14 protein-coding genes are annotated in these 13959 nt (G+C 70.5%); 9 read left to right on the top strand and 5 right to left on the bottom strand.

What is annotated here, in order from left to right:
- Positions 1–64 precede the first annotated feature (64 nt).
- Together FS845_RS19380 and FS845_RS19375 are read left to right on the top strand one after the other, a co-directional pair.
- Positions 65–403 carry a helix-turn-helix transcriptional regulator gene (locus FS845_RS19380; protein ID WP_144638386.1) on the top strand — a complete coding sequence of 113 codons (339 nt, stop codon included), beginning with the start codon at positions 65–67 and terminating at the stop codon, positions 401–403.
- The gene (locus FS845_RS19375; protein WP_144638384.1) at positions 390–1613 is read left to right on the top strand and encodes a type II toxin-antitoxin system HipA family toxin; all 1224 of its coding nucleotides are present in this window, start codon (positions 390–392) and stop codon (positions 1611–1613) included. The genes FS845_RS19380 and FS845_RS19375 overlap by 14 nt, the downstream gene beginning before the upstream one ends.
- A gap of 89 nt (positions 1614–1702) precedes the next feature.
- Here FS845_RS19375 and clpB read toward each other — a convergent pair whose 3' ends face one another.
- On the bottom strand, positions 1703–4303 hold the full coding sequence (gene clpB, locus FS845_RS19370) for an ATP-dependent chaperone ClpB (RefSeq protein ID WP_144638382.1): 2601 nt from the start codon (positions 4301–4303) through the stop codon (positions 1703–1705).
- A gap of 320 nt (positions 4304–4623) precedes the next feature.
- Here clpB and FS845_RS19365 point away from each other — a divergent pair, with 320 nt between their 5' ends.
- Positions 4624–5820, top strand: coding sequence for a hypothetical protein (locus tag FS845_RS19365; RefSeq protein ID WP_260986354.1), 1197 nt, complete (start codon positions 4624–4626; stop codon positions 5818–5820).
- On the opposite strand, the gene FS845_RS19360 is transcribed toward FS845_RS19365, so the two are convergent.
- The 3 genes from FS845_RS19360 to FS845_RS19350 all read right to left on the bottom strand — a co-directional run bounded on the left by FS845_RS19360 (position 5798) and on the right by FS845_RS19350 (position 7259).
- A complete protein-coding gene (locus FS845_RS19360; RefSeq protein WP_144638651.1) occupies positions 5798–6175 on the bottom strand; it encodes a 2Fe-2S iron-sulfur cluster-binding protein in 378 nt (125 codons plus the stop codon). The genes FS845_RS19365 and FS845_RS19360 overlap by 23 nt on opposite strands.
- Position 6176: 1 nt before the next feature.
- A complete protein-coding gene (locus FS845_RS19355) occupies positions 6177–6755 on the bottom strand; it encodes an NUDIX domain-containing protein (RefSeq protein WP_144638380.1) in 579 nt (192 codons plus the stop codon).
- A gap of 183 nt (positions 6756–6938) precedes the next feature.
- Positions 6939–7259, bottom strand: a complete 321-nt coding sequence (locus FS845_RS19350) for a hypothetical protein (protein ID WP_144638379.1) — start codon at positions 7257–7259, stop codon at positions 6939–6941.
- Between the two features lie 211 nt (positions 7260–7470).
- On the opposite strand from FS845_RS19350, the gene FS845_RS19345 reads away from it, so the two are divergent.
- From FS845_RS19345 to FS845_RS19325, 5 genes are all read left to right on the top strand, one after another.
- The gene (locus FS845_RS19345; protein ID WP_260986368.1) at positions 7471–9207 is read left to right on the top strand and encodes a peptidase M14; all 1737 of its coding nucleotides are present in this window, start codon (positions 7471–7473) and stop codon (positions 9205–9207) included.
- A gap of 34 nt (positions 9208–9241) precedes the next feature.
- The gene (locus tag FS845_RS19340) at positions 9242–9667 is read left to right on the top strand and encodes a copper resistance protein NlpE (protein WP_186332350.1); all 426 of its coding nucleotides are present in this window, start codon (positions 9242–9244) and stop codon (positions 9665–9667) included.
- Between the two features lie 177 nt (positions 9668–9844).
- On the top strand, positions 9845–10213 hold the full coding sequence (locus FS845_RS19335; protein WP_144638372.1) for a response regulator: 369 nt from the start codon (positions 9845–9847) through the stop codon (positions 10211–10213).
- A gap of 23 nt (positions 10214–10236) precedes the next feature.
- Positions 10237–10896, top strand: coding sequence for a hypothetical protein (locus FS845_RS19330; protein ID WP_144638371.1), 660 nt, complete (start codon positions 10237–10239; stop codon positions 10894–10896).
- Between the two features lie 345 nt (positions 10897–11241).
- The gene (locus FS845_RS19325) at positions 11242–11454 is read left to right on the top strand and encodes a YdcH family protein (protein ID WP_144638369.1); all 213 of its coding nucleotides are present in this window, start codon (positions 11242–11244) and stop codon (positions 11452–11454) included.
- Positions 11455–11593: 139 nt separating this feature from the next.
- Here FS845_RS19325 and FS845_RS19320 read toward each other — a convergent pair whose 3' ends face one another.
- Positions 11594–12877 carry an MFS transporter gene (locus FS845_RS19320; protein WP_144638368.1) on the bottom strand — a complete coding sequence of 428 codons (1284 nt, stop codon included), beginning with the start codon at positions 12875–12877 and terminating at the stop codon, positions 11594–11596.
- Positions 12878–12976: 99 nt separating this feature from the next.
- Here FS845_RS19320 and FS845_RS19315 point away from each other — a divergent pair, with 99 nt between their 5' ends.
- Positions 12977–13876 (top strand): LysR family transcriptional regulator, encoded by a 900-nt coding sequence (locus tag FS845_RS19315; protein WP_144638366.1) that lies wholly within the window; start codon positions 12977–12979, stop codon positions 13874–13876.
- Positions 13877–13959: the final 83 nt, after the last annotated feature.

Raw genomic sequence — 13959 nt, 5'->3', positions numbered from 1 at the left:
TAGGCGAAAAACGGCTTGGACACTATACTGCCGTATACATTCCAGATCGCCGTTTCCACGAACAATGGACTTCAGCTTTGCCACCCCCGACGAGATCGGCCAGGAACTCGGCCAGCGCGTCAGGCTGACGCGGCTGGCCCAGGATCTTACCCAGGCCGAGCTCGCGCGGCGCGCGGGCGTGTCCATCGGCACGCTGCGCCATCTGGAACGCCAGGGCGACTGCGGCTTGGGCACGGTCATCCGCATTGCCCAGGCGCTGGGCGTGGAGCGCGGCTTCGATGCGCTGTTCCAGCCCGCCATACAGTCGATCGCCGATCTGGCGGCGCGGGACCGGGCATTGCGCAAGCAGCGCCAACGCGCGCCTCGTCGCCCGTCCCACGGGCGCTCCGATGAAAACCCTTGAGGTCATCTACCGGGGTTGGGGCCAACAGTGGACGCTGGGCAGGCTCGCCCAGTCCGGCCGTGACCTGCTATTCGAATATGCGCCGCAGGCCCTCGAACGGGGGCTCGAACTGTCGCCTCGCGCCCTGCCGTTGCGCCGCGGCGCATTCCAGAAATTCCCCGCGCATCAGTGGCAACTGCCCGGCCTGATCGCCGACTCCCTGCCTGACGGCTGGGGCCTGCTGCTCATGGACCGGCTTCTGCGCAAGCACGGGGTCCGCACCGAAACCCTGTCCCCGCTGGACAGGCTGGCCTTCATCGGCGACCGGGCCATGGGAGCCCTGAGCTATCAGCCCGAGTCCGACCTGGTTCCCGATTCTCAGGATCTCTCCCTGCTCGCCCTGGCGCAGGAGGCCCAGGCGATCGTGCAAGGAGAAGACAGCGCCGCGCTGCAGACCCTCGCACGGCTGGGCGGGTCGCCGCACGGCGCGCGCCCCAAGGTGCTGGTGTATTTCGATCCCTCCACCCGGCAGGTGGGAACGCACCCGTTCCCGAACGCGGCGCCCTGGCTGGTGAAATTCCAGGCGGGCGGCGAGCATCCCGAGGTGTGCGCCATCGAACAGCTGTATGCCCATCTCGCGCGGGCGTTCGGCATCGACATGCCGGACACGCACCTGTTCCAGCTGGACCGGCGGCTGGCCGCATTCGGCGTCCGCCGTTTCGACCGCGAAGCCGGCATGCGCGTGCCCATGCTGTCGATGGCCGGCGCGCTCGACCTGGACTTCCGCCAGCCGGCCGTGGGCTACGACGTGCTTCTGAAGCTGACGCGCTTCATGACGCGCAGCCAGGCCGAAGTCGACCACGCGTATCGGCGCGCCGTCTTCAACGTGATCTTCCACAACCGCGACGACCACACGAAGAACTTCGCCTACCGCCTCGACCGCGATGGACACTGGCGCCTGGCGCCAGGCTATGACCTGACCTACAGCCACGGCCCGGCCGGCGAGCACTTCATGGATGTCTGCGGCGCGGGCAATGCCGTGACGCGCGCGGATCTGCTGCGGCTGGCCGGCGAAGGCGGTGTGCAGGCGTCGGAGGCCACGCGCTGCATCGACCAGGCCGTCGCTCTGGCCGACGGGTTCGCTGCACAGGCCGCGCAATTCCCGATCCGCGCGGCGACCAGGCAAGCGCTGGTACGCGACATACGCGGGTGCGCCGGCGCCCTGCGCTGAGCGCCGGCCCCCATGCACAACGAAAAAGCCCCTCGACATCCCGTCGAGGGGCTTTCGCATGACCCGCGCGGCCAGCCAGCCGCCGCGCGTTACTGCAAGGTCCGCGTGAACACGAACTTGCCGTCCTGCCAGTCCACCGGCACCAGGTCGCGCGGACCGAACACGCCTTCCAGGATCAGCTTGGCGACAGGATTCTCGATCTGCTGCTGGATCGCGCGCTTCAACGGCCGCGCGCCGAACACCGGATCGAAGCCCGCGCGCGCCAGCTCGGCCAGCGCCGCGTCGGTCACGTCCAGGCGCATCTCCTGCTTCTCCAGCCGCTCGGCCAGGCGCTTCAACTGGATGCGGGCGATGGACTCGATGTGCTGCGCTTCCAGGCCATGGAACACGACGACCTCGTCGATGCGGTTCAGGAACTCGGGCCGCAGGGTCTGCTTCAGCTCGTCCCACACCACTTCCTTGATGACGTCGTACGGCTTGCCCGCCAGGCTCTGGATGTGCTGCGAGCCGAGGTTGGACGTCATCACGATGACCGTGTTGCGGAAGTCCACCGTGCGGCCCTGGCCATCGGTCAGGCGGCCGTCGTCCAGCACCTGCAGCAGCACGTTGAACACGTCCGGATGCGCCTTCTCGACCTCGTCCAGCAGCACCACGCTGTACGGCTTGCGGCGCACGGCCTCGGTCAGGTAGCCGCCTTCTTCGTAGCCCACGTATCCGGGCGGCGCGCCGATCAGGCGGGCCACCGAATGCTTCTCCATGAACTCGCTCATGTCGATGCGGATCATGTGGTCCTGCGAATCGAACAGGAAGTCGGCCAGCGCGCGCGTCAGCTCGGTCTTGCCCACGCCCGTGGGGCCAAGGAACAGGAAGGAGCCATACGGACGCGACGGATCGGCCAGCCCGGCGCGCGAACGCCGGATGGCGTCGGACACCAGCCGCACGGCCTCGTCCTGGCCCACCACGCGCCTGTGCAGCACGTCCTCCATCTGCAGCAGCTTGTCGCGCTCGCCTTGCATCATCTTGGACACGGGGATGCCCGTGGCGCGCGATACGACCTCGGCGATTTCCTCGGCGCCGACCTGCGTGCGCAGCAGCCGCGGCTTGTCGCCGCCGGCCTGCGCGCCGCCCTGCTGCTCGGCCGTGTCGGCCGCCTGCAGGCGCGCCTCCAGCTCGGGCAGCTTGCCGTACTGCAGTTCGGCCAGCTTGTCGAACTGGCCCTTGCGCTGCAGCTCGGCCATCTCGGCGCGCACGCGGTCGATCTCTTCCTTGATGGCCTGCGTGCCCTGCACCGCGGCCTTCTCGGCTTTCCAGATTTCCTCGTAGTCGTTGTACTCGCGCTGCAGCTTCTCGAGTTCCTCCTCGATGACGGCCAGGCGGCGTTTGGAGGCGTCGTCGGTCTCGCGCTTGACGGCCTCGCGCTCGATCTTCAACTGGATGATGCGGCGGTCCAGGCGGTCCATCACCTCGGGCTTGGAGTCGATCTCCATGCGGATGCGCGCGCCGGCCTCGTCGATCAGGTCGATCGCCTTGTCGGGCAGGAAGCGGTCGGTGATGTAGCGGTGCGACAGCTCGGCGGCCGCCACGATGGCGGGATCGGTGATCTCGACGCCGTGGTGGATCTCGTAGCGCTCCTGCAGGCCGCGCAGGATGGCGATGGTGGACTCGACGTCGGGCTCACCCACCAGCACCTTCTGGAAGCGGCGCTCCAGCGCCGCGTCCTTTTCGATGTACTTGCGGTATTCGTCCAGCGTGGTCGCGCCGATGCAGTGCAGCTCGCCGCGCGCCAGCGCCGGCTTGAGCATGTTGCCCGCGTCCATGGCGCCCTCGGCCTTGCCGGCGCCCACCATGGTGTGCAGCTCGTCGATGAAGACGATGTTCTGGCCATCGTCCTGCGCCAGCTCCTTCAGCACGGCCTTCAGGCGTTCCTCGAATTCGCCGCGGAACTTGGCGCCAGCCAGCAGGCCCGCCAGGTCGAGCGACAGCACGCGCTTGCCGCGCAGGGTCTCGGGCACTTCGTCGTTGACGATGCGCTGCGCCAGGCCTTCGACGATGGCGGTCTTGCCCACGCCGGGTTCGCCGATGAGCACGGGGTTGTTCTTGGTGCGGCGCTGCAGGATCTGGATGGTGCGGCGGATCTCGTCGTCGCGTCCGATGACGGGATCGAGCTTGCCCTGGCGGGCGCGCTCGGTCAGGTCCAGCGTGTACTTGGCCAGGGCCTGCCGGTTGGACTCGCCCTCGGCGCCCGAGACGCTCTCGCCGCCGCGCACGGCGTCGATGGCGGCTTCCAGCGCCTTCTTCTGCAGGCCCGCGTCGCGCAGGATGCGGCCCGCGTCGCCCTTGTCGTCGGCCAGCGCCAGCAGGAACAGCTCGGCGGCGATGTAGGTGTCGCCGCGCTTGGCTGCCTCCTTGTCGGTGCGCGTGAACATGGCCTGCAGGTCGCGGCTGGGCTGCACGTTGTCGTTGCCCTGCACCTGGGGCAGGTTCTTCAGCGCGGCGTCCAGCGCGGATTGCGCGCGGCTGACGGCCACGCCGGCCCGCGCCAGCAGGCTGGGCGCGCCGCTGTCGGAATCGGCCAGCAGGGCGGCCAGCACGTGCGTAGGCTCGATGTAGGGATGATCGTTGCGGGCGGCGAGACTCTGCGCGTCGGCCAGCGCCTGCTGGAACTTGGTGGTCAGTTTGTCGAATCGCATGGTGTCGGTTGGCAATTGGGGGCTCGCCGACGGTGGCGAACCGATGATCTGAATGTGCGGACGGGCCCGGCGATTTCAATACCTCGCACCGCCGCCGCACCCCTCATGACTGGCACGACCTGCACGAACCAGCATAAACGCATCGCCCGCGGACCGCCACGCCATGGCCAGGCACGCAGGGGGGCTCGGGCCTGCGCGGCGCGGCGGGCCACGGTCACGAACGCTCATACGGCGGCACGGGGCGACACGTGGCGCCACGAGGGCCCCGGCATACAATGGTGCCGCCGTGGCCCGCCGGTCCGCGCTTCCTGAGGACTGCAATGCCGCAGCGGGTTTTCCTGACGCCTGACGCCTACGCGCCGTACCCCCGCCGCCTGCAGGCGCTGGTCCTGTCGGCGCTTCTGGCCACCGCCCTGCTGCATGGGCCTGCGTCCGCCCAGCCGCTGCCGCAGGATCCCTATCTCGAGCACCTGCCGCCCCCGCCGCGCGCCGCGCCCAAGTGGCGCCGCGTCGACCTCGGCCCCGCCGGCAAGCGCTATCCCTTCCCGATCTATGCCAGCATCCGGCTGGACCAGCCCAAGGCATTGCGCAACGTGCGCCGCGTGGTGATCGTGATCCACGACGACCGGCGCGACGCCGCGCGCGCCCTCGAATCCGCCACCGGCCTCTATGCCGGCAACCGCGAGCGCGCCGCGGACACCCTGGTGCTGGCCCCCAAGTTTCCCAGCGCCGTCGAGGCCGGCTTCAACGGCCTGCCCGCGTGGCGGCGCGGCGACTGGAAGGACGGCCAGCCCAGCGGCACGCAGCGGGGCCGTCCGGGCCCGGTGGGCGCGTTCCAGGTGCTGGACGACCTGCTGCGCGACCTGTCGGCGCAGGGCCGCCTGCCGCTGCTGCACGAGATCGTGCTGGCCGGCCACGGCAGCGGCGGCCAGATGGTGCAGCGCTACGCGGTGTTGAACGGCATCGACGAAAGCCTGCGGGCCTCCGGCCTGGCCTTGAGCTACGTGGTGTCCAATGCCGATTCGTACCTGTACCTGACGCCGGACCGCCTGCGCCCGGACGGCCGCGGCTTCGCCCGCTACGAACGCGGCATCTGCCCCACCTACGACCAATACCGCTACGGCCTGGACAGCCTGCCGCCCGCGCTAGGCAAGCCCGACCGCGTGCGCCTGGCCGCGCGCTACGCCGCGCGCAGCGTCACCTATCTGTTCGGCGGCGCCGACAACAATCCCGAGCAACCCGGCCTGGACAAGACCTGCGGGGCCGAAGCGCAGGGCGCCACCCGCCTTTCGCGCGGACTGAACTACTGGCGCTACGACACGCGCGGCGACCAGCGCGTCGCGCCGCTGACGCATCGCGCCTTCGAAGTCGGCAATGCTGGCCACGGCGATGCGGATCTGTACGGGTCTTCATGCGGCGTGCAGGCCCTGATGGGCGCGGGCGCCGTGACGCAGGCCAACGCGCCGGCGTGCATCGCGCTCAAGGGCGTCGAGCCTAGGCGCGCCGCGCCCCGGTAAGCTGCGCGGGCGGCGGGCGCGGCACCAGGACGCGCGCCTCGGGCACCTCCAGTACCAGGTCGCCTTCGGGCACTGCCACGCAGGGCAGGATCCAGCCTTCGGCCTGCTCGTCCGAACTCACGCCGGGCCATTCGGTGGTGTAGCGCACCGCGCCCCGCAGCATCCTGCACATGCAGGTGCGGCAGGTGCCGTTGCGGCACGAACTCGGCAGCCGGATGCGCGCTTGCGCGGCCGCCTGCAGCACGGTCAGGCCGGGCGGGCAGACATAGCGCCAACCGCTGGGCCGCAGTTCGACGACGGGCGCCTGCTCGGGCCCGGCCGAGGCCGCGTCCGGGAGGCGGTCGGCGTCCGTCATGTCACGCATCCCGCCACTCCAGCGCCCAGGCGCCGCTGCGCACGTTCTGCAGCCACAGCATGCAGGTCAGCGTCTTGGTGTCGGTGACGCGGCCTTGCCGGCAGGCGTCGGACAGTTCGTCGGCGTCGACGGCCAGCACGTCCAGGAACTCGTCCTCGTCCAGCTGCCGCTGGCCGGCCGTCAGGCCGCGCGCGAAGAAGATGTGGATGATCTCGGTGGAGTAGGCGATGGCCAGGTGCAGATGGCCCGCCCGTGCCCATTGCGCGGCCGTATAGCCGGTCTCCTCGAACAGCTCGCGCTTCGCGCAGGCCAGAGGGTCCTCGTCCGGGTCGAGCTTGCCGGCAGGGAACTCGGTCATCACCTGGCCGATGGGATAGCGGAACTGGCGCTCGACCAGCACGCGCCCGTCGTCCAGCATGGGAACGACGACGACGGCGCCCGGGTGCACCACGTACTCGCGCGTGGCCTCGCGCCCGCTGGGCAGGCGCACCGTATCGCGGCGGACCTTCAGGAAACTGCCGTCACAGATCAGCTCGCTGTGCAGCCGGGTTTCGGTGAGATGGACGTCGTCTTGAGTCATGGCGGGGCTGCCGGGGAATGGGAAGCGGGCCAGCTTACCACCGCCCGGACGCCGCCTTCGTGACGCCGGCCCGCGCGAAGGGACGCGAACAGCGCGATGGCCGGCGCGCGGCCCGCCGCAGGGTCGGGACGCCCGCCCCACGGGCGCAACCGCATCAGGCCGGCATGCCGCGGGGCCTCGAGGCTAGCGGACGCCGCCCTGGCGGCGTGCCTCCAGCTCTTTCAGGCATTGCGCCACGCCGATGCGCATCTGCTGGCTGTCGACCGCGGCGCGGTCGGACACCGTGCGGCAGCGCTGGTACTCGTCCAGGCTCTCGGGCGAGTCGCGCACGATCACGGGCTGCCCGGCGGCCGGCTCGGCCATCGGCGCGGGCGACTCGGTGATGCGCAACGTGGACGGCGGCGAGGCGCTGCCGGCGGTCGACGGGAAGTTGTACTGCTGGACCGGCTGCGCCAGCGCGGCGCAGGACAGGACGGAGAGACCGAGCGCGGCGAGCGCTTGCATGCGTATGTTCATGGAACCACCTTGGAAACGGCGCGGCCGCCGCGACAGGACGGGCCGCCGCGGCTATGGTAGTCGGCCGACGCGCCCCCGGGCGTGTCCATCCGCAACAGAGCGTAGCCTCCGCGCCGTGGTACAAGCAGGAGCACGCCATCGCCTGGAGCCGCCCGTGATCCTGCTGGACACCGTCTTCGACCGCACCCTCGACGCATGGATGCGGGAATTCTCCGCCCCCGCCTGGCGCGGCGCCCGCGTGGAAGGCTGGCTGTTCGAAGGCCCGCAGGCGCGCCGCGCCGCCGAGGCCGCGCTGGCCGACGCGGGTGTCGCCGCGCGCCTGCACAGCGCCTACAAGCCGTTGCTGCACCACGTGCTGGAAGCGGTCGATGCCGAAGGCCTGCTGCGCATCGCCGTGCGCCATCCGGTGCACCCCCGGGCGGCCGCCAACCGCTACACCCTGGAAGCCTATCCGCTGGCGGGCCTGCTGCCGGGCGTGGCCGTGACGTTCGAACCGGGCGGCGCCGAGCTGCTGGACCCGCTGCCGCGCTATGCCGTCACGCTGGAGTACGCGGACGGCCGCGTACAGGAGCACGACGTGACGGCACCCAACGCGTTGCAGGACACCGTGGACGGTCCCACCCTGTCGCCCACGGGCTGGCTGCGCGTGTACGACATCGACGGCCAGTGCGTGCGCGACGCGGCCTGGCGGACGGAGTACCAGGCCGTGTACGACGCCGCGCTGGCCTGCGTGCGCGGCCAGGCCTGGCATCGTGGCGAACCGTACTTCGAGCGGCTGGAACTGCGCGTCGACATCCCCGCGGTCGAGTACGCGCTGGCCCGCGACGAAGACCTGCTGAGCACCTGCGAGGCCCTGCACGAAGACCTGTATTTCTCGCTGCTGGAACACTTCCAGCGCCTGTCCGGCCGGCCGCCGGGCGACCGCGGCCTGCAGCCCGGGCAGATCGTGCCGGACGTGCGTCCCTGCGACGGCCCCGCGCGGCTGCGCATCGCCGCCGTGCCCTTCCCCGCCGTGGTCCCGGTCACGCCGCAGGCGCCCGACGGCGACCTGGCATCCGCCGACGCGCCGCTGGCCCCCGGCCTGATCGCCGGCCATCTCGCCGCGCTGGGCGGCGCGCCATTCCGGGCCACGTCGCGGCAGGGCCGGCCCGTGCTGGGCGCATATTTCGCGGGCGCGGGCCCCGCGGTATTGATCTCGGCCGGCCAACACGCCAACGAAACCTCCGGCGTGATCGGCGCCCTGCGCGCCGCCCAGGCGCTGCGCGAGGCAGGCCACGCGCACTTCGCGCTGATCCCCGCCGAGAACCCCGACGGCTACGCCCTGCACCAGGAGCTGTGCGCCGTGCATCCGCGCCACATGCACCATGCCGCGCGCTACAGCGCGCTGGGCGACGACGTCGCCTACCGCGAACGCGCACCGCGCTACGAGCAGCAGGCCCGCATCGACGCGCTGGCCATCAGCGGCGCGCAGTTGCATGTCAACCTGCACGGCTACCCGGCGCACGAGTGGACGCGGCCCCTGTCTGGTTACCTGCCGCGCCATTTCGAACGATGGACGCTGCCCCAGGGCTTCTTCCTGGTCATGCGCTACCATGCCGGCCGCCGTCGGCAGGCCGAGCGCCTGATCGACGGCGTGACGGCGCGCCTGGCCCGCCTGCCCGGCCTGCTGGACTTCAACGCGCGCCAGACGGCGCTGCTCGATGCGCATGCGGGCAGCGGCGCCCGGGACAGCTTCGAGACGATCAACGGCATGGCCGTGGTCATTGCCGAAAGCCAGCAGGAGCTGGCGCCCCTGGCGCTGCTGACGGAGTTTCCGGATGAAACCGTGTATGGCGAACGCTTTCGCTACGCTCATAGCGTGCAGCAGGCGGCGGTGCTGGCGGCGGTCGAGGCCTATCGCGAAGGCTGGGAGCACGGAAATTTTGCTACCAATTGAAACGCCGACGGCCGCCAAATCGGCCTTGCACGGCATGGCGGCGCTGCTCTTCTGCGCCAGTCTGGCCGCCTGCGTCCCGCCCGCCGCGGGCCCGCGCGGCGAGGCCGCCCGCGCCGTCACGGCCGCCGGATCGAACCACGCGCGCAACGTCCTGAACTGGGTCGGCAGCTACGAGGGCGTGCTGCCCTGCGCCGGCTGTCCCGCGGTGCGCACGCGCCTGACGCTGGAGGCCGCGGGCGGATACGAGTTGCGCATGCAACCGCAGGGCCGGTCCGGCCCGCCCGACCTGACGCGCGGCGCCTACACATGGTTGCCGGACGGCGCCACGATCCAGCTGGACGACGCGGGCCATCGCCGGCGCTTCCAGGTGCTGCAGGACCGCGTGATAGCGCTACCGCAGGACGGTCCGGCGCCCGGAGTGAGCCAGGACGCCGCCGGCGCCCTGGTGCGCCTGCCCTGACGCGTGCACGCCACTGGGCCCCTGCCGGCCCAGGAAGTTGGCATAATGAGGCTCCGGGACCCGTCAGGTCACGTCGTGTGGGCGTGGCCGCTTCCTGGATCCAGAACCAGAATTCTCCGATCGCGGCACGGCCAGCGGGCCGCCGCCTCGCACAGCCTCTCCAAAGGAGAACCCCGCTTGACCAATCTGCACGCGCCTCGCGTATTGCTGGTGGACGACAACGCCATGGCGTCGGAACTGCTGGCCGATTTCCTGTCCTTGTCCGGCATCGACGTCCGCAGGGCGGGCAGCGGCGCCGAAGCACTGGTGCAGAGCGCGGACTTCCAGCCGCATGCCGTCATCGTCGACATCGTGCTGCCCGACACCGACGGCTACGTGCTGGCCGGCCGGCTGCGCGCGCAGCACGCCGACCAGCCGCTGCGCCTGATCGCCCTGAGCGGCCTGCCGCGCGATCCGCAACGCAGCGATGCCAACGTCTTCGACTCCTGGGTCGAGAAACCCGCCGACCCCACGCGGCTGGTCGAGCTGGTCACCCCCGTCGCCTGATTCCGCTTCACGAGGCCCGCAGGATGTCATCGCTCCCCCAGACGCAAGGCATGTCGGATCCCCGGTACGCGGCCGGCGTGCAGTTCCGTGTCCTGGCCCTGATCTTCCCGGTGCTGCGCCATGAAGTCATACGGCCCATCTCCAATGCCTCGCTGGCGGCCGCCATGCTGCGCCACGTGCCCGAGCATCCGGTCGACGGCACCGACACCGAACACCGCCAGGACAATCTGATCACCGACCTGGAAGGCATGCTTTACGAAAGCACGGCCGACGTGCGCCGCCTGAGCGACTGGCTGGAAGACGCCGGCGGCACCATGCTGCTGTCCGACCTGCTCGCCCTGTGCAAGAAGCTGGTCTTCACGCAGCTGCTGCGTTCGGGCAAGCAGATCCATCTGCCCGAGCAGTGCCCGGCCGCCGTGCTGCCCGAGTTCGCCGCGCGCTACGTGCTGCTGGCCTGGCTGCTGAGCATGCTGGACAACCTGCCCGAGGGCGGCGAACTGCAGATCGAGATGGTCGGCGGCGACGAGCTGCGCGCCCACGCGCGCGGCGGCAATCCCGACGCCGCCAGCACCAGCCCACGCTCGGGCATCACGGCCGACGAATGCATCGCCCTGGCGGGCGTACACGGCTGGCGGGCCCGCCACGACGAATCCGGCTGGGCGCTGCGCCTGCCCAAGGCCTGAGACGGACTTCCGCAGGAACCGAAAAGCCCCGCGAGGGGCTTTTTGCATTGGGACGGCCGTGCGGTGGAAAGCGTCCCCACGCCGCGCCTTCGGCTTGCTGCCCCCCCAGGGGGCGTTTTTGCGGAAAAAGGGGCCGCAGCTCACCTGAATATCCCTCTGGCGGGCCTTTCAGGCGGCGATATACTGGACACGAGCTATCCAGGCAACGGCAATTCCGACTGGCCTGTCCGCCATCCTGGCGGGCGGCCCTTTTGCCACCGGCCATGTCAGGCATGACGGCATCCTCGCGATGCGGCCAACCGAAGGCGCGGCCAGTGGCATGTTCTTCGCCAAGGAGGTGCACTTATGTTCCCTGAGTTTCAGCAGCGGCTGTCCTCGCTCCAGAACAACGATCGGCATTTCGACAGCATGTGCCGCAAGCACACTGCGCTGGACCAGCAGATCCAGAACATCGAAACCGGCCGGGCCACGGGCTCGTCGCTCGATCTCGAGAAACTCAAGAAAGAAAAGCTGCACCTCAAGGATCGCATCTACGCGAAGCTGAGAGACGGCGACTAGTCTTCCACGCCTGGCCGTCCGCGACTAGCCGTCCGCGACTAGCCGTCCGCGACCAAGGGGTCCACGGCCAGCCGTCAGTGGCCAGGCATTTGCGACGGCCATCCCTCGGCCGATCCTTCATCCCGGCGGGCCCGCCGCCTCAGCGCGGGTCCGCGGACGATACCGGCGCGCGGGCCGCACCGCGATTCACCCAGGCGCTGGTCGCCAGCGCCACCACCAGCAGGCCGCCCGCCAGCTCGGTCACGCCGATCCAGGCGCCCGCCGACCAACTGTGCCCGCCCAGTGCGCCCAGCACGCTGGATCCCACGTAGTACACCAGCAGGTACAGCGACGCCGCCTGGGCCTTGTAGCCTTGCGCCATCTGGCCGACCCAGCCGCTGGCCACCGCGTGGGCGGCGAAGAAGCCGAATGTGAAGATCACGATGCCCGCGACCACCATCGGCAGGTTGTCGAACAGGGTCAGCAGCAGGCCGGCCAGCGCCAGCAGCGTGGCGGTCGACAGCATCGGGCCGCGGCCATGGCGATCGGCCAGGCGGCCGAACAGCGTGGACGAGAAGATGCCCACCAGGTACACCACGAAGATCGCGCCGATCAGCGTCTGGCTGAGCGAGAACGGCGGCAGCATCAGGCGGAACCCCACGTAGTTATAGACCGTGACGAAGGCGCCCATCAGCAGGCCGCCCATGGCGAACAGGCCGACCAACGGCCCGTTGCGCAGGTGCGTGGCCAGGCCTTCGCGCATGGCGGCCAGCGCATTGCCGCGGCGCGGGGCGAAGCGGCGCGACGGCGGCAGCAGCCAGACGAACAGCAGCGCCGCCACCAGTCCGATCAGGCCCATGGCGCCCAGCGCATGACGCCAGCCCAGCAGATCGGACACCGTGCCCGTGACCACGCGGCCAGACAGCCCGCCAAAGGCGCTGCCGCTGATGTACAGGCCCATGGCGTAGCCCAGCGTGCCGGGCTCGACCTCTTCCGCCAGGTAGGCCATCGCCACGGCCGGCAGGCCGCCCATGGCGATGCCCTGCAGCGCGCGCAGCAACAGCAGCGAATGCCAGTCGGGCACGGCTGCGGCCACCGTGGCCAGCACGGCCGAGGCGAACATCGAGGCGGCCATCACGCGCTTGCGCGGCAGGGCCTGCGACCACAGCCCGACCAGGAAGATCGACAGCGCCAGCGTGCCGGTGCAGAACGACAGCACCAGGCTGCTCTGCGCCGGCGACACGCCGAAGGACTGGGTGAACAGCGGCAGCAGCGGCTGCACGCAGTACAGCATGGCGAAGGTGGCGAAGCCGGCGGCGAACAGCGCCCACTGCGCGCGCCGCAGCGCGGCGCTGCCTCGCGCCAGGGCATGACCTTGCGGCGGCGCCTGCGGCCCGGCCTGCGCGGCGGGGGCGGAAGCGAGGGAGGCGGAAGGGGCGGACATGATGGAACTCTCGGATAAGCGGATGACGATGAAAAAAGATAGACCCCGCCCCTGCATTTGTCCAATATATAGAACTCGCTATCGCCATATCTTCAGAAAATGGAATTGCGCCACCTGCGCTACTTCACCGCCGTGGCCGAAGAGCTGCACTTCACCCGCGCGGCCGCCCGGCTGGGCATCGGCCAGCCGCCGCTCAGCCTGCAGATCCAGCAACTCGAGCGCGAACTGGGCACCCCGCTGTTCCTGCGCCTGCCGCGCGGCATCGCGCTGACCGAAGCGGGCGAACAGTTCCTGGCCGATGCGCGCGCCATCCTGGCCAGCGCCGAGCGCGCCATCGACACCGCCCGCCGCCTGGGCCGCGGCGAAAGCGGCGCCATCAGCGTGGGCTTCACGGCCTCGGCCGTGTTCCACCCCTACCTGCCGCGCGCCATCCGCGCCTACCGTGACCGCTATCCCGGCGTGCGCATCCAGCTGCGCGAAAGCACGACGGTGTCGCTGCTGCGCGACCTGCGCGACGGCAGCGTGGACGTGGCCTTCGTCAGGCCGCCCTACCTGGTCGACGCTGAATTCACCGTCGAGCGCGTGCTGGACGAGCCCATGCTGCTGGCGCTGCCGCCCGACCACGCGCTGTGCCGCCGCCGCGCGGTGGCCATGCAGGCGCTGGCCCGGGAGGACTTCGTGCTGTATCCGCGCAGCATCGGCGCGGGCCTCTACGACGCCATCATGGACGCGTGCCAGCGAGCCGGTTTCACGCCGCGCGTCGTGCAGGAGGGCCCACAGATCGCGTCCATCATCAGCCTGGTGGCGGCGGGCATCGGCGTGGCGCTGGTGCCCGCCGCGATGCGCCACATGGGCGCGGAGGGCGTGGTCTACCGCCCCATCCGGGGCGACGCGCCGCACGCGCAGATGGACATGGCCTATCGCCGCGCCGGCCATTCGCAGTCCGTCAGCAATGCCGTGGCGCTGATGCGCGAACTGGCGCATCGCGACGCGGCCTGAAGACTGCCCCATTGCGGAGCGCGGCGCCGACCGTCCAGCGGGCAGCCCTGCGCACCGCCTCCCCCGCAGGGCTGGCATTCACC

The organism is Bordetella genomosp. 13, assembly GCF_007679965.1.
Taxonomy (GTDB): domain Bacteria; phylum Pseudomonadota; class Gammaproteobacteria; order Burkholderiales; family Burkholderiaceae_B; genus Bordetella.
This window is presented reverse-complemented; position numbering and strand designations above follow the sequence as displayed.

Bases quoted from the DNA above. Each gene is read 5' to 3' on its own strand.
- FS845_RS19330 (WP_144638371.1), top strand. From the start codon at position 10,237: ATGTCATCGCTCCCCCAGACGCAAGGCATGTCGGATCCCCGGTACGCG.
- clpB (WP_144638382.1), bottom strand. From the start codon at position 4,303: ATGCGATTCGACAAACTGACCACCAAGTTCCAGCAGGCGCTGGCCGAC.
- FS845_RS19375 (WP_144638384.1), top strand. From the start codon at position 390: ATGAAAACCCTTGAGGTCATCTACCGGGGTTGGGGCCAACAGTGGACG.
- FS845_RS19320 (WP_144638368.1), bottom strand. From the start codon at position 12,877: ATGTCCGCCCCTTCCGCCTCCCTCGCTTCCGCCCCCGCCGCGCAGGCC.
- FS845_RS19360 (WP_144638651.1), bottom strand. From the start codon at position 6,175: ATGACGGACGCCGACCGCCTCCCGGACGCGGCCTCGGCCGGGCCCGAG.
- FS845_RS19340 (WP_186332350.1), top strand. From the start codon at position 9,242: ATGGCGGCGCTGCTCTTCTGCGCCAGTCTGGCCGCCTGCGTCCCGCCC.
- FS845_RS19315 (WP_144638366.1), top strand. From the start codon at position 12,977: ATGGAATTGCGCCACCTGCGCTACTTCACCGCCGTGGCCGAAGAGCTG.
- FS845_RS19365 (WP_260986354.1), top strand. From the start codon at position 4,624: ATGCCGCAGCGGGTTTTCCTGACGCCTGACGCCTACGCGCCGTACCCC.
- FS845_RS19355 (WP_144638380.1), bottom strand. From the start codon at position 6,755: ATGACTCAAGACGACGTCCATCTCACCGAAACCCGGCTGCACAGCGAG.
- FS845_RS19350 (WP_144638379.1), bottom strand. From the start codon at position 7,259: ATGCAAGCGCTCGCCGCGCTCGGTCTCTCCGTCCTGTCCTGCGCCGCG.
- FS845_RS19345 (WP_260986368.1), top strand. From the start codon at position 7,471: ATGCGGGAATTCTCCGCCCCCGCCTGGCGCGGCGCCCGCGTGGAAGGC.
- FS845_RS19380 (WP_144638386.1), top strand. From the start codon at position 65: ATGGACTTCAGCTTTGCCACCCCCGACGAGATCGGCCAGGAACTCGGC.
- FS845_RS19325 (WP_144638369.1), top strand. From the start codon at position 11,242: ATGTTCCCTGAGTTTCAGCAGCGGCTGTCCTCGCTCCAGAACAACGAT.